Here is a 14,111-nt window from a genome sequence, read left to right on the forward strand (position 1 = left end):
TGATTACACCTGCCTATCTGAAAAATTCAAAGGACGACAGCTGCTTACTTTGCAGCATCCATCCCCAGTTTTTGTTCAATTTCACTCGCACGCAACTCCAAGAGCTTCGACACACCCTCGTCCTGCATGGTAACGCCATACAAAACATCCGCTTCTTCCATACTTCCGCGGCGGTGTGTGATGACAATAAACTGCGTATTGTCCGTCATACGCCGTAGATAGGCCGCAAAACGGTCGACATATGACATCGTCCAATGCAGCCTCAATCTCATCCAGCATACAAAACGGAGGAGGACTCACCTTCATAATCGCAAAATAGAGCGCAATCGCCACCAACGCTTTTTCCCCGCCGGATAAGAGTTCCAAATGGGTGACAATTTTTCCGGGAGGCTGAACCGAAATCTCTATGCCGGACCGGAGAATATCCTCCGGATCGGTCAGGGAGAGGCCCGCCGTTCCACCTCCGAATAATTCCTTGAAGGTCTGCAAAAAGTTCGTGTTGATCTGTTGAAACCGTTCTATAAAGAGGTCCCGCATCTGACGGGTAAAATCCCCGATTAAACGCTTCAACTCGTCACGGCTTTGCTCAACATCCTCTACTTGCGAATTCAGGAATGCATATCGTTCGCTAACCTCTTTGTACTCTTCCACAGCCGCTACATTGACGGATTCCCAGAGACTTGATCTTCCCCTTTAATTCATTCAAACGCTTTTGCGCTTGCCCCTCATCATCAATGGGTCCAGCGATTTCTTCTGCCTCCCGCCGGGTCAATTCGTATTCTTCCCACAAGCGGCTGATAATTTCATCGTATTCCTTTTGCAGGCTTGCCTTTCGTTCCTCTAAACGGGCCAATTCATGGCCAACATTCTCCCGCGCGCCAGACTGTTCACGCTCTTTGGCGCGCAACTCCGCGGACGTTTTTCAAAGGCCATTCTTTGCGCATTGAGCTCTTCGATTCGCGCAATGGAGGCCTTTGCCTGTTCCCGGAGAGAGGCCGCCTCTTGTTTCAAGTCCTCGATACGCTCTTGCAAGCTGGCAATAGAAGCATAAACCCGCTGCATTTCTTGGCGCAATGCCTCCACGTGACCCACACGGTCTTCCTTTCTGCGCTCGATGTCTGCAATTGCAGCACGCAGAGATTCAATGTCCTTTTGCGCAGAAAGGCTTTCAATGCGCAACTCCTGTACGTCAACGGACAGAGCATCACAGATTTGGTTTTGTTCACTGCGGCTGGAACTGACCTCGTTCATCTTTCCCTGTAACACGGAAATCTCGATCGTCATTTCTTCCAGCTTTTGCTCTGCCTGTTTTTGCACAGCGCGCTGTTCCTCCAGACGTTCTGAAGCAACCGCTTTTTCCTGCGCTAAGGATGCAAGATCTGCCGCAATCGTTTCGCCGGTCCGCCTTTGCACGGTCATGCTCTGCTTCTATGCGAATGCGCTCTTCCTGTGCCGTTGCCAACTCCCCACGCGCACCGGCAAGAGCCGCCTCCGCTGCGCTGGCCTCCTCATTGGCAGAGCGCAAAGCAGCAGCGGCCTCCTCCGCTTTTTCACGGAGCTGATCTGCTTGCGCACGAATCCGTTCAATATCCGAAGCGCGGCTCAACAGACCGGAATTTCGGGCCAAAGAACCGCCGGTCAAGGAACCGCCTGTATTGACTACCTGGCCATCCAAGGTAACGATGCGGAAACGGTAACGATAGCGCCGAGCAACCGCAGTGGCAGCATCCAAATCTTCAGCCACTACAATCCGCCCCAGGAGGGAATGCAAAATCCCATTGTATTGCTCGTCACAGGTACAAAGCTTTCCTGCAATTCCAACTACGCCTGGACAATCCTCCACCCCGGTTCGTTGAGCACATTCCCATGGATATTGGATAGCGGCAGAAAGGTCGCACGTCCGCCGTCTCTCTGTTTCAAAAAGCCGATGGCGCGCTTTGCATCCTGCTCGCTGCCCACCACGACATTTTGCATGGCCGGGCCCAAAGCGGTTTCAATTGCCACCGCATATTCACGTGGCACTTTAATTAGGCGGGAAACCGGCCCATGAATTCCCGGAAGCGTCCCATGCTTTGCCTCTTTCATCACAAGTTTGACGCTCTGGGAAAAACCTTCCAAATTGCGCTCCAAATCCTCCAACAGGCGTGCACGGCGCGCACATTCATTGGCATCTAAATTGAGCTTTTCACTCTGCTGTTTGGCCGTTTCAGCGCGTTGCCGGCGGGAATTGAGCCGCAGTTCATAACCTTTTACCGCATTGGAGAGCGCTTGTATGCGCTCCTGGCTATCCGCCAGCATCTTTGTAAAATCCGCATCACTTTGCTCTAACGCCTCTGCACGTTCGTGCTTTTCCGCAAGCGTTTGGTCGACGGTTTGCATCCGCAGCTGAATCTCCGCAATGGTCGACGCAGCTGTCATGGAAGCCAACTTTTGTTGTGTCGATTCTGCGGACAATGCACGAATCTGTCGGGAATAGTCGTCTATTTTTCGCCGCCGTCTCTCCCATTCCTTTGCGGATCTCTTCCAACCGCTTCATACAGGCAGCGCTCTCCGCCTCTTTTGCCTCAATAAACGCAGTCTTTTCCGCAATTTCCGCAGATTTTCGCGCAATCTCCTCCTCCATGTCCTTGCCAGACTGGTCAGACTGCGCAATCTCTCGTTCTATGCGGGCAATATTCTCGCGGTTATGTAAAATGTCGTTTGCAAGGACGGAAGCCTCCCCATCTTTGGCAACAGCTGCTTCTTCCAAGTGTGCCAGCCTCTTGACGGGCCTCGTCCACGCGCGCAGTACAGGCATTTGCCTGCGTAAAATCTTCCTCGATTTGCTGCTCAATCGCTGCCAGCTGTGTCTCCAATTCGTCATAGTGGCTTTTGGCAATCACAATCCGGTCGTCGTGTTCCCGAAGGACATGTCCGGAACGTTCCAGTGTATTGAGCCACAGGCCAATTTCGAGTGTACGTTTTTCAGAGGCAAATTCCAAATAACGCTGCGCCTTTTCAGCTTGCTCCTTCAAAGGCCCAACACGGTCTTCTAGTTCGGCGAGAATGTCCCGCAGGCGCAACAGATTTTCCTCCGCCTGATTCAGACGGCGTTCGGATTCTTCTTTCCGATAGCGAAAGCGGGAAATACCCGCTGCTTCTTCAAAGATTTCACGCCGATCTTCACTGCGTGCGCCAACGATGCTATCGATCTTCCCTTGCCCAATTATCGAATATCCATCACGGCCCAAACCGGTATCCATGAACAGTTCATTGATATCGCGCAGACGAACAGCCACTTTATTGATGAGATATTCGCTATCGCCGGAGCGGTAATACCGGCGCGTCACCGCTACTGTATCGCTGTCAAAGTCCAAACGCCGGTCGGCGTTGTCAATGGTGAGCGTCACTTCGGCAAACCCCTGGGGCTTTCTCGCTGGCGTCCCGTTGAAGATCACGTCTTCCATCCGGGTACAACGCAGAGTACGGGTGGATTGCTCTCCCAGCACCCATCTTACCGCATCGCTGATATTGCTTTTGCCGCTTCCATTCGGCCCCACCACCGCCGTGATACCGCGGTCGAACCGAAGGGTCGTTTTATCCGGAAAACGTCTTAAATCCTTGTATTTCCAACGATTTTAAAAGCAAACTGTCACATCCTTCTTCGAAGAGGCAATAACCAATTGATTTTCCAACACGGTGGGGGCCTCCACCACATAAGCGGTATACCCTCTTTTAAGCAGCTCCATTACATTTGCGCGTTTTTGGCCGACAACTTTTGATCGCCATTTTGGATTTACTTTGATTTTAATAGTTGCATTGTAAATAAGATTTTCTTCCAACGCTCTTAAAAGGCCATTGAAGATGCGCCTGCTTTCACAGAGCTCCCGAAAGGCTGGATGCCACGGACCTGCTACACGATCTCTCTCAAGTTCGGGCGTACTGTGCAATCCCAAACGAATCACACGAATTCCCTGGCGCTCAAACCCCTCCAACAGTTCCGCACAAAGGTTCACTGCATCTTCTAACGGCATGGGCAAATAGTCACCCGCGCGATATTTCCTTTCCAAGTCCGTACCGCGCATCACAATTGTCGGATAGATTCGCATCGTATCGGGCTCTAAGGCCGCAAGCCTGTGTGCTGTCTGTTTTGCTCCTGCAGGCGTGTCGCCATAAAGACCGGTCATCATCTGTAGCCCCAGAGAAAATCCTTCCGAACGGATACATGCGGCGGCTTCCTCCACTTGTACGGCTGTATGCCCCCTTCCGTTACAGGCAAGCACACAATCGTCCATACTTTGTGCACCGAGTTCGATCGAGGTCACGCCGTATGTCCTCAACAGGGCGAGAATTTGACGGTCAATCGCATCCGGACGGGTTGAAATCCGAATTCCCATAAAGGACCCCTCCCGCACAAACGGTACGGCTGCTTCTAAAAGGGCAACCATGTATCCCCGGTCGATTGCCGTAAAACTTCCCCCAAAGAAGGCAATTTCCGCCTGCTCTTCGCCGTTCAGGCATTCCTTGGCTTTTTGGACCACTCTACGTACATCATCCGGTGTTGGTTGTTCCCGCTGGCCAGTGATGCTCCGCTGGTTACAAAAGCTGCACTGGTGCGGGCAGCCGTTGTGCGGTACAAAAATCGCCACATTGGCATGTCTCAATAGCCCATCAGCTCCAATGCCTCGCGGGCAGCCTGCTGCTCCGCTTCTTTTTTACTACGTCCGCCGCCTTTGCCAATCACATTGCTGTTGAGGTGTACCTCTACAGTGAAATGCTTGTCGTGGTCGGGACCGCTTTCCCCTGTGAGCACATATTCCAGATGCTCTTCCGGATTCTGTTGGATGATCTCCTGCAATGCGGTTTTATAATCCTTAAAAGCTTTGGGCTTCTGGGTTTTGAGCATGGGCAACACAAAACGCAGGATAAAGCTGCGAGCTTCCTCCATCCCCGCATCCAGATAAATCGCTGCAATTACGGCTTCGAAAGCATCCGCTAAAATGGAGGAACGGGTGCGTCCGCCAGAATTCTGTTCTCCATGGCTCAACCGCAGGTAATTTCCAAGATCAATCTGTTTTGCAAATCCACAGCATGCCTTTTCACATACCAAAGCAGCGCGGTTTTTGGTGAGATCGCCCTCTGGAAATTCCGTGTAGTTTTTAAACAAATAATCCGCCACAACAAACCCTAAAACAGAATCTCCTAAAAATTCCAAGCGCTCATTGCTTTCTTCTTTCCCTTTTGCTTCATTCGCATAGGAGGAGTGGGTCAACGCTGTGACTAGATACTTCTTATTGTGAAAATGATGCCCTAACTTTTCTTCAAATGCTCTATAGTCCATCTCTCGGCCTCCTGCCAATTAGTCCGCCTGATTCTCCTTCGTCTGGCTCTCCTTATAGGCTGCCACGGCAGCGGCGATTTCATCCACAACATTTCCAGCGATATAGGACTTTGTCAAACGAAGTGCATTTTTCACGGTCTTTGCCTTAGCACTTCCGTGGGTCTTGAACACCGGCTTTGCTGCTCCCATGATCGGCGCCCCGCCGTATTCGTTATAATCCATGGTCTTTTTGAGATCTTTAATATCCCCTAAAAGCACGGAGGCCGCCAGCTTATTTTTCCAATTCTTGAAGAAAATTCCCTTGAACAACTGCATCATGACCGTGGTCACACCCTCATACATCTTGAGCAGCATGTTCCCGGTAAAACCATCCGTCACAACCACATCGGCGGCATCGCGCGGTACCTCGCGCGCTTCAATATTCCCAACAAAGTTCAACCCGGAACTCTTCAACAACGCATAGGCCTCATGCTGCAAATCGCCGCCCTTATGTTCCTCCGTACCGATATTGGCCAAGCCCACACGCGGATTGGAGACGTTCATTACCTTGTTCATGTAAATTGAGCCCATCACACCGAATTGACGCAACATCTCCGGCTTACAATCGACATTGGCCCCGCTGTCAATCAACATGAAAAATCCCTTTTCCTTCGGCAAAACTGGCGCAAAAGCCACTCGCTTGATGTTCTTAATACGCTTGACAATCATGGTTGTACCGACTACAAGGGCTCCTGAGTTGCCGCCCGAGAGAAAACCGTCGCCCTTGCCCTCTGCAAGAAGCTTCAATCCCAAAGCCATGGAACTATTGGATTTTTCCTTCAGAATATCGCCCGCATGATCCTCCATGGTAATCACATCCGGGGTATCTGCAATCTCCATGCGGTTCAGCGAAATGTTGTTCTCGTTCGCCACACGGCGGATCTCCGCTTCGCTACCAGTAAGCAGGATGTCGATATCCAGCTCGTTTACAGCTTCCGCACAACCCTTCAAAATTTCCAAGGGCGCATTGTCGCCGCCGAAAGCATCCACTATAATCTTCATCGCGATTACCTCCTGCCGCAGTCGCGGCTATTACTTTGTTTTACTAATTTTCTATATATGTTTTAGAAACGCATCTAAGCTTTGTAACGAACGCTCTGAGAATGCAGCATAACGGGAATGCTTGTCCCGAATATGTGGAACGATCGGGGGAATCACGCCAAAGTTAGCCCCCATGGGTTGAAAGTCGCTGTCCCCTCCATCTTGTACATAACGGCTCAACGCACCGATCATCGTTTCAGGCGGAAGCGTGATCGTATGCTTTCCCTGTAGCCTACGCACCGCATTTCGTCCAGCCATTATTCCGCTTGCAGCGGACTCCATATAGCCTTCCACACCGGTGATCTGTCCCGCAAAGAATAGATTCGGGTGGGACCGCAGGCTAAAATCGCTGTTCAATACCATTGGGGAATTGAGAAACGTGTTGCGGTGCATCACGCCATAGCGCACAAATTCAGCCTGTTCCAAGCCAGGAATCAGGCCAAACACCCGTTTTTGTTCTCCAAATTTGAGGTTCGTTTGAAAACCGACCAAATTGTAAAGAGTCCCCTCTCGATCCTCGCGCCGCAGTTGCACCACCGCCCAAGGCCTGTGTCCTGTGGCCGGATCGCGAAGTCCGACCGGCTTGAGCGGGCCAAAACGAATGGTATCCGGTCCGCGCTGTGCCATCACTTCAATGGGCATACATCCTTCGTAAACCTTTGGGTCTGCCACATCAAAGTCATGGATTGGCGCCCGCTCCGCGTGAACCAACGCCTCGTAGAAACGCTCGTATTCCTCTTTATTCATCGGACAATTTAAATAGGCATCGTCCTCCCCCTTACCATAGCGTGAGGCGGCAAAAATCCGCTCCCGGCCCGAAGCTTTCGGCAGTGACGATAGGGGCTGCCGCATCAAAAAAACTCAGACATCCTCCACAGAGGGCGGCGATTTGCCCCGCCAACGCGTCGGACGTCAACGGCCCTGTGGCGACCACATGAATGCCATCGGTTGGTAGCTCGGTGACCTCTTCATTACAAATTTGTATCAGCGGATTCCCCCGTATCGCTTTGGTCACTGCCGCAGAAAACGCATGCCGGTCAACGGCAAGCGCTCCGCCTGCCGGCACACGGCAGAGATCTGCGCATTGCATCAAAAGGGAATCCAGACGCCGCATCTCCTCTTTGAGAAGGCCAGCTGCACTGTCCACACGTTCTGCCTTCAACGAATTCGAGCAGATCAATTCCGCGAAGCCAGGACTGTGGTGCGCTGGGGAGTACTTTTGCGGCTTCATCTCCCAGAGTTCCACTTCCACTCCTGCACGGGCTACCTGCCACGCAGCTTCACAACCAGCCAGCCCAGCGCCGATCACTCGTATTTTCATCGATGTCTCCTTTAAGCCTCGTCTTTATTTTCCTCATCTGGATGTTCCACCCGCTCATAGCCACAGTCGGGAGTAATACAGTAGTACTTGGGATGCTTGCCTTTTTTCTTTAACAGCGTTTTTCCACAACGGGGGCATTTTTCCATACTCGGTTCATCCCAAGAGATAAAATCACAATTGGGATATTCTGCACATCCATAGAAGATACGGCCCTTTTTGGATTTCTTCACAATCACCTTACCGCCACATTTTGGGCATTCCGCTCCTGTCTCCTGCACCAACTTCTTGACGTTTTTGCATTCCGGGTATCCTGGACAGGCGATAAATTTTCCGTAGCGCCCCATCTTGACCACCATTTTACGGCCGCACTTCTCGCAAATTATATCGGTTTCATCCTCTTTCAACTGGATTTTGACACCCTGCATCTCTTCCTTGGCCTTTTTTAATGTCTTTTCAAAGTCCCCATAAAAATCATGCAGGGTCTCAACCCAATTGATTTTTCCGCTTTGAACTTCATCCAGTTCTTCTTCCACCTGGGCGGTAAATTTGACATTCACGATTTTCGGAAAACGCTCTTTCATCAGCTTGGTAATGACCTCGCCCAATTCGGTGGGTTTGAGCGCCTTTCCATCCCGAATCACATATTCCCGCCCTGTGATCGTCGAGATCGTCGTCGCATAGGTGGATGGGCGGCCAATGCCATTTTCCTCCAGTGCCTTAATCAGCGACGCCTCTGTATACCGAGCCGGCGGTTGGGTAAAATGCTGGTTTCCAGCGATTTCCTTACAACGCAAAGGCATATCCTTTTCCAGAGGCGGCAAAGCGCCGCTGTCCTCAGAGTCTTCGTCCTTTTTCTCTTCATAAAGGACTGTAAAGCCATCAAATGTGACGGTATATCCAGACGCCTTGAAGACATAGTTTTTCGCAGAAATCTCTGCCTGGGTCGTACTCTGCAAACAGTTGGCCATCTGGCACGCAATGAAACGCTCCCAGATCAGTTTATAGAGCTTATATTGATCGGAACTCAAACTTTCCTTTACCTGATCCGGAGAAAGACTCGGCATTGTCGGACGAATGGCTTCATGCCCATCCTGCGCATTCTTTTTTGTTTTAAAATGGCGCGGCGTATCCGGCAGATACTTCTTCCCCATCGCTCCAAAATATAGTCGGCAGCATCCTTGAGCGCATCCTCCGACAAACGCAGAGAGTCGGTTCTCATATAGGTAATCAAACCGACCGCTCCCATTCCTTCGATTTCTACACCTTCGTAGAGTTCCTGCGCAGCCTTCATGGTGCGGCGGGCCTGAAAACCCAGGCGGCGGGAAGCCTCTTGCTGCAACGTAGAGGTGATAAACGGCGGCGCCGGAGATTTGCGGCGCGTTCCCTTTTTGAGTTTGGAAATTTTATAGTCCGCTCCTTCCAGTTCTGCGAGAATACGGTCCGCCTGCTCTTTATTTTCAATCTCGATCTTTCCATTTTCATCGCCGTAGAATGTAGCAGGGAAAGCCTTACGGGAACCTTTGGGAATCATCTTCGCATCAATGGTCCAATACTCTTTTGGAACAAATTTGCGGATCTCCTCCTCGCGGTCCACTACCAGCCGGACCGCCACGGACTGTACGCGCCCCCCAGAGAGGCCCCGTCGAATCTTTTGGGAAAGAAATGGGCTGAGTTTATAGCCTACAAGCCGGTCCAAAATACGCCGCGCCTGTTGTGCATTGACCAAATCCATATCGATGCTGCGGGGATGCTCCATCCCATTGGTGACACCCGTCTTTGTAATCTCATTGAATGTCACACGGTTTTCGTCCTCTGTCTTTAAATCGAGCAGATAGGCCAAATGCCAAGAAATTGCCTCCCCCTCACGGTCCGGGTCAGTCGCCAGAAACACGTAGTCGCTTTTCTCCGCTTTTTCCTTTAATTCGTCTACCAGCTTTTCCTTGCCCTTAATCACTTCATACTTCGGTTTAAAATCCTTTTTAATATCAACGCTCAACCGGTTTTCCGGTAAATCGCGCACATGTCCCATAGACGCTATCACATCATACCCGGGACCTAAATATTTCTTAATCGTCTTCGCTTTTGCCGGCGATTCCACAATCACCAATTTCGACATCTATCCATACACCTCTTTCATGTCGTATAGCGCTCAGGCCATACCATTGCGGGCGCTCCATTTCCCCGCACAACAACCTTCCTATATATCTATGTCACATAAAACAATGTTGATCTCTAAAAAATGCAAAGTCTTTTAGACCTTGTGAAAACCTGCCCTTTCCATAAACACCCATTGGGCAGGCTTTCATAAAGCCTAAGATTCTTTTAAGGAATAGCGCCTTCCGGAATACCCTTGAATAATCCCCGCAAGCTCTAATTCTGTGACAGCTGGCAGCGCACAAACTGTGGGGATGTCAGCTTCCTGGCATAACTCCAAAAAAGGACGCGGCTCACAGGTGAGCACACGAAACAACGCCGCTGCATAAGGGGAAAGCCCGGCGGGTTCTTCTCTGTCTTTCGTATTCCCCTGTACCGTCTTCTGTTCTTTTTGAGCGGTCTCTATCAGCATAACACTTTCCGTCGATTCCTCCAAGTGGATTTTTCCTGGAAATCGGAAAAGATATTCCTGCAAAATATCATTCGCACAGCTGACTGCCCGCATTCCTTCACGCAAAAGGTTGTTCGGCCCCTGAGAAGCGCGGCTCCCCACCAAGCCGGGCACGGCAAAAACATCGCGGTTTTGATGGATGGCTTCGTTTGCGGTAATCAGTGAGCCGCTTTTTTCTGTGGCTTCCACTACCACTGTCCCTAAAGTAAGCCCAGAAATTAAGCGGTTGCGCACCGGAAAATGGTTGCGTAGAGCGGGCGTATGGGGAGGATATTCCGAAAGCAGCGCACCATTTTGCGCAATCGAATCGCGGAGATCGGCATTGGCCAATAAATACGGATGGGAAATGCCGCATCCGAGAACGCAAACGGTTTTCCCTCCTGCGAGAAGCGCGCCTTTATGTGCTGCTGTATCAATGCCCAACGCGCCGCCACTGACAACAATTGCGCCGCCTTTGGCCAGTCCATATCCCAAACTATGGGCAACACGCTTTCCTACCAGCGTCGCCTTACGTGTTCCCACAATGGAAACGGACGGAAATTCCAAAAAATCTGGAAGCCTTCCCTGTACATATAAAACAGCTGGCGGGTTGTGGATTTGCCGGAGCAAAAAGGGATAGTCCCGGTCTTCTGGCGTCAAAATATGCTGCCCCAACTTCTGGCAAAGGTCGATCTGCGCCAACGCATCTTGTAACGTGTAGGTCCGCAACGCAGCCAATTCACGCTGGGTAAAAATTCCCATTAAGCTCCATTCCCGTAACCCCGCACGATGGAATGCCTCCAAATTCTCAAAGGATTCCAGGATGTGGCGCGTCTTACTGCTGCCCGCTTGTAAGGCATGCTGCAACCAAACCCAATAGGCACGCTGGTCGATAGCCATCCTGTCCTTTCTCCTTTCAAATTCGCATCATTTCCCACATCAGGATCGCCGCAGAAGCCGCTGCATTGAGCGACTCCGCACGCCCTCGCATGGGAATCGTCACAGCTTGGTCCCAGGCCGCCACAGTATCTGCATCCAGTCCGTTCCCCTCATTGCCCACAGCGATGATAACAGGCTTTTCAAAGGAAAGCTCGGTTACTGGCTTTGCTGTGCGATCTGGCACCGCAGTATATAATGCGAATCCGCGGTTCCGAAGAACCGGCGCCGCACCTGCCAAACTTTCCACGAAGCGAAAGGGCAGACGAAACACCGCTCCCATACTGGCACGCAATACCTTTGGGCTGTATACGTCGCAACAAGTCCCTGCCAATAACACACCGGCTAAACCCAAGGCCTCCGCTGTACGCAATACCGCCCCCATATTGCCCGGGTCCTGCAGATTCTCCACAGCCAACAGATGGCCTTTTACTGGAAGATCTTCCAGCCCTACGGTCCCCGGCCGTTTTTGGCACACGCAAAAAATTCCCTGCGTCGTCTTTGTCTCTGCTAACAGCTCTGCCACATGCGGGACAATGAAACAGCGGTGTGCCGCAAGGGGCATGATCCGCTCAAGGTAAGGCTTATAACGCTGTGCCGCCTGTTCTGTGTAAAACAGTGTTTGAATCACTATGCCGCTGTCCGCCGCATCGGCGCACAGACGAGCGCCCTCTAGTATAAAAAGGCCCTCGCTCCGGCGAAATTCCGCGGAGGAGGCAAGCTTTGCGGCATAGCGCACCCATTCATTTTTTCGGCTTGTAATCACATCCGGCATAAATTCACCTATAACGAAAAGTTGCGCCCGGTTTCTGTTCCGGGCGCAATTCCAGCTTTTTTATCTTGCTGCTTTTGCCTTCTCGACCAGCGCCTTGAATGCGGCCTCGTCGCTCACAGCGATTTCAGCGAGCATCTTGCGGTTGAGGGCGATGTTTGCCTTCTTCAGCCCGTTCATGAACACCGAATAGCTGATATCGTTCATGCGGCAGGCGGCGGAGATGCGGGTGATCCACAGGCGGCGAAAATCTCTCTTTCTCTGCTTGCGGCCGATGTATGCATAGTTGCCGGATTTCATAACGGCCTGTTTGGCCATTTTAAAGTGCTTGCTCTTTGCACCAAAGTAGCCCTTTGCGAGCTTCAAAGTCTTTTTTCTTCTTTTGCGTGTCATCAACGCGCCTTTTACACGTGCCATTTTATATACCTCCAGTAATGGTTATAATTTTGTGAAAAACGAAGCGTTGCCTGTGCTTATTTATAAGGCACCAGGCGCTTCACCTGGCGTACATTCGTCTTATCCGCCACAGTGGTCTGACGCAGGCCTCTCTTACGCTTGGTGGTCTTCTTGTTCAAAATGTGAGATTTATTGGCGTGGGCGCGGATGACCTTTCCGTTCTTAGAAAGCTTGAAGCGCTTTTTCGCGCCGCTGTGTGTTTTAATCTTGGGCATGGTATGCTCCTCCTTAAAAATGATTATTTAGCGGGTTTGGATGCAAGGAACATCAGCATGTTGCGTCCTTCCAGCTTCGACGGTTTCTCCACATTGGCAATCTCGCTGAGCGCCTCTGCAAACCGCCGCATAATCTCGTGGCCCTGCTCGGGATGCCCCATCTCACGGCCGCGGAAGCGGATGGAAACCTTGACCTTATTGCCTTCCTTCAAGAATCGGGTGGCATGGCCAACCTTCGTCTCAAAGTCGTGGGTGTCGATATTGAGGGACAGGCGGATTTCCTTGATCTCGACGACACGCTGGTTCTTTCTGGCTTCCTTCTCACGTTTCGTCTGTTCAAACCGGTACTTTCCGTAATCGATAATCTTGCATACCGGGGGCGTTGCCTGCGGTGCAATTTTTACAAGGTCCAAATTTTGTCCGAACGCCATCTCCAGCGCCTTTGCAGTGGGCATCACCCCAAGCTGGTTGCCATCCGAACCGATGACACGCACTTCTCTGTCACGAATTTCTTCGTTAATCTGTAGTTCCTTGTTGCTAATGGTTAAGCACCTCCAAATCACGTTATCTGCAATTCAACAAAAAACGCGGGCAGAATTCCTCCGCTCGCGCATCAATACCACAGTTACAAACCGCTTCTGTGTACGTATTGACCCATGACGGACGGAACCACACAGGTGTGGGCAATGCCCCGCTTTGTTTTTACCTATTAACTTTATCATTCCATCCTTCATTTGTCAAGGATTATTTCATCCATTTGGGTAGAAGATAAAAATTGTGTAATATTCTTTATTAAAACTATTTTATCGGTTCCCTGTACTACTATGAGCGCGAAAGGGATGAGCGCCATGTGGAAAAAGATGCTGGCACCGATTCTGATTACTGTCCTTTTAGTCGCCTGGTTTGCAGTCTGGTTGATTGGTTGTGCCCTACTGCCTATCCCTTGGTTTTGGAAGGGAATCGGAATCCTCGTGTCCGCTGCATGGATCGGCGTATCGGTATATGTGTTGGTTCAACGAATCAAAGAAATAAGGAGCGGTGAAGAAAATGATCTTAGTAAATACTGATTATATCACGGGCAAAGAACTGGAAATGCTCAGTCTTGTAAAAGGAAGTACCATCCAGTCAAAGAACATCGGACGCGACATCACGCAGAGTTTTAAAACCATCATCGGCGGTGAACTAAAAGCCTATACGGATATGATGAATGAAGCCCGCGCACTGGCCACGAAACGTATGGTGGAAGAAGCAGAGCAATTGGGAGCGGACGCGGTCATCAATATCCGCTATGCTTCAGCAGCTGTCATGCAGGGCGCTGCTGAGGTCATCGCATACGGTACAGCCGTAAAGTTTAAATAATAGGTCTTACGCACTCGTGCGCCAACGGGGAGATAGCTACACGCTGTCTCCCCGTTTTTCATTTTTCC

General features: G+C 50.9%; 17 protein-coding genes and 3 pseudogenes. 2 read left to right on the top strand and 18 right to left on the bottom strand.

The annotated features are described in order from the left end of the window. Window positions 1-81 precede the first annotated feature (81 nt). The 18 genes and pseudogenes from ACGCCZ_RS03690 to infC form a co-directional block, all read right to left on the bottom strand. Window positions 82-651: a hypothetical protein gene (locus ACGCCZ_RS03690; protein ID WP_411655308.1), complete on the bottom strand. Its 570-nt coding sequence runs from the start codon at window positions 649-651 to the stop codon at window positions 82-84. Further along, a complete protein-coding gene (locus ACGCCZ_RS03695) occupies window positions 629-853 on the bottom strand; it encodes a hypothetical protein (RefSeq protein WP_411655309.1) in 225 nt (74 codons plus the stop codon). The genes ACGCCZ_RS03690 and ACGCCZ_RS03695 overlap by 23 nt, the downstream gene beginning before the upstream one ends. After that, a complete protein-coding gene (locus ACGCCZ_RS03700; RefSeq protein ID WP_411655310.1) occupies window positions 841-1,251 on the bottom strand; it encodes a hypothetical protein in 411 nt (136 codons plus the stop codon). The genes ACGCCZ_RS03695 and ACGCCZ_RS03700 overlap by 13 nt, the downstream gene beginning before the upstream one ends. Then, window positions 1,223-1,843 (bottom strand): hypothetical protein, encoded by a 621-nt coding sequence (locus tag ACGCCZ_RS03705; protein WP_411655311.1) that lies wholly within the window; start codon window positions 1,841-1,843, stop codon window positions 1,223-1,225. Before ACGCCZ_RS03705 ends, ACGCCZ_RS03700 begins: the two co-directional genes overlap by 29 nt. Continuing rightward, window positions 1,822-2,418 carry a hypothetical protein gene (locus tag ACGCCZ_RS03710; RefSeq protein WP_411655312.1) on the bottom strand — a complete coding sequence of 199 codons (597 nt, stop codon included), beginning with the start codon at window positions 2,416-2,418 and terminating at the stop codon, window positions 1,822-1,824. The genes ACGCCZ_RS03705 and ACGCCZ_RS03710 overlap by 22 nt, the downstream gene beginning before the upstream one ends. Next, on the bottom strand, window positions 2,315-2,749 hold the full coding sequence (locus ACGCCZ_RS03715) for a hypothetical protein (protein WP_411655313.1): 435 nt from the start codon (window positions 2,747-2,749) through the stop codon (window positions 2,315-2,317). The genes ACGCCZ_RS03710 and ACGCCZ_RS03715 overlap by 104 nt, the downstream gene beginning before the upstream one ends. Window positions 2,750-2,759: 10 nt before the next feature. Next, window positions 2,760-3,627 (bottom strand): annotated as a pseudogene (locus ACGCCZ_RS03720) (chromosome segregation SMC family protein); the annotation flags it as partial. Further along, window positions 3,618-4,643, bottom strand: a complete 1,026-nt coding sequence (locus ACGCCZ_RS03725) for an elongator complex protein 3 (RefSeq protein ID WP_411655314.1) — start codon at window positions 4,641-4,643, stop codon at window positions 3,618-3,620. The gene ACGCCZ_RS03725 and the pseudogene ACGCCZ_RS03720, both read right to left, overlap by 10 nt. Next, entirely contained in the window at window positions 4,640-5,320 is a 681-nt protein-coding gene (rnc, locus tag ACGCCZ_RS03730; RefSeq protein ID WP_085531907.1) for a ribonuclease III, read from the bottom strand. Before rnc ends, ACGCCZ_RS03725 begins: the two co-directional genes overlap by 4 nt. An 18-nt stretch (window positions 5,321-5,338) precedes the next feature. After that, window positions 5,339-6,361: a phosphate acyltransferase PlsX gene (gene plsX, locus ACGCCZ_RS03735; RefSeq protein WP_054323665.1), complete on the bottom strand. Its 1,023-nt coding sequence runs from the start codon at window positions 6,359-6,361 to the stop codon at window positions 5,339-5,341. 51 nt (window positions 6,362-6,412) lie between these two features. Continuing rightward, a pseudogene (gene trmFO, locus ACGCCZ_RS03740) lies at window positions 6,413-7,721 on the bottom strand (methylenetetrahydrofolate--tRNA-(uracil(54)-C(5))-methyltransferase (FADH(2)-oxidizing) TrmFO). Between the two features lie 11 nt (window positions 7,722-7,732). Further along, complete coding sequence (locus ACGCCZ_RS03745) at window positions 7,733-7,951, bottom strand: topoisomerase DNA-binding C4 zinc finger domain-containing protein (protein WP_411655343.1); 219 nt, start codon at window positions 7,949-7,951, stop codon at window positions 7,733-7,735. Between the two features lie 5 nt (window positions 7,952-7,956). Next, window positions 7,957-9,837 (bottom strand): annotated as a pseudogene (locus ACGCCZ_RS03750) (DNA topoisomerase); the annotation flags it as partial. 195 nt (window positions 9,838-10,032) lie between these two features. Beyond that, window positions 10,033-11,205, bottom strand: coding sequence for a DNA-processing protein DprA (gene dprA / locus ACGCCZ_RS03755; protein ID WP_411655315.1), 1,173 nt, complete (start codon window positions 11,203-11,205; stop codon window positions 10,033-10,035). Window positions 11,206-11,221: 16 nt separating this feature from the next. Further along, window positions 11,222-12,016: a TrmH family RNA methyltransferase gene (locus ACGCCZ_RS03760; RefSeq protein ID WP_411655316.1), complete on the bottom strand. Its 795-nt coding sequence runs from the start codon at window positions 12,014-12,016 to the stop codon at window positions 11,222-11,224. Window positions 12,017-12,076: 60 nt separating this feature from the next. Beyond that, entirely contained in the window at window positions 12,077-12,430 is a 354-nt protein-coding gene (gene rplT / locus ACGCCZ_RS03765; protein WP_054323670.1) for a 50S ribosomal protein L20, read from the bottom strand. A gap of 56 nt (window positions 12,431-12,486) precedes the next feature. Continuing rightward, entirely contained in the window at window positions 12,487-12,684 is a 198-nt protein-coding gene (gene rpmI, locus ACGCCZ_RS03770; RefSeq protein WP_085531901.1) for a 50S ribosomal protein L35, read from the bottom strand. Between the two features lie 23 nt (window positions 12,685-12,707). Next, window positions 12,708-13,247: a translation initiation factor IF-3 gene (infC, locus tag ACGCCZ_RS03775; RefSeq protein ID WP_198945593.1), complete on the bottom strand. Its 540-nt coding sequence runs from the start codon at window positions 13,245-13,247 to the stop codon at window positions 12,708-12,710. Between the two features lie 285 nt (window positions 13,248-13,532). On the opposite strand from infC, the gene ACGCCZ_RS03780 reads away from it, so the two are divergent. Then, window positions 13,533-13,751: a hypothetical protein gene (locus ACGCCZ_RS03780; protein ID WP_054323672.1), complete on the top strand. Its 219-nt coding sequence runs from the start codon at window positions 13,533-13,535 to the stop codon at window positions 13,749-13,751. Next, window positions 13,732-14,043, top strand: a complete 312-nt coding sequence (locus ACGCCZ_RS03785) for a YbjQ family protein (protein ID WP_054323673.1) — start codon at window positions 13,732-13,734, stop codon at window positions 14,041-14,043. Before ACGCCZ_RS03780 ends, ACGCCZ_RS03785 begins: the two co-directional genes overlap by 20 nt. Window positions 14,044-14,111 lie beyond the last annotated feature (68 nt).

The organism is Anaeromassilibacillus sp. SJQ-1 (genome assembly GCF_046693725.1).
Classification (GTDB): domain Bacteria; phylum Bacillota; class Clostridia; order Oscillospirales; family Acutalibacteraceae; genus Anaeromassilibacillus.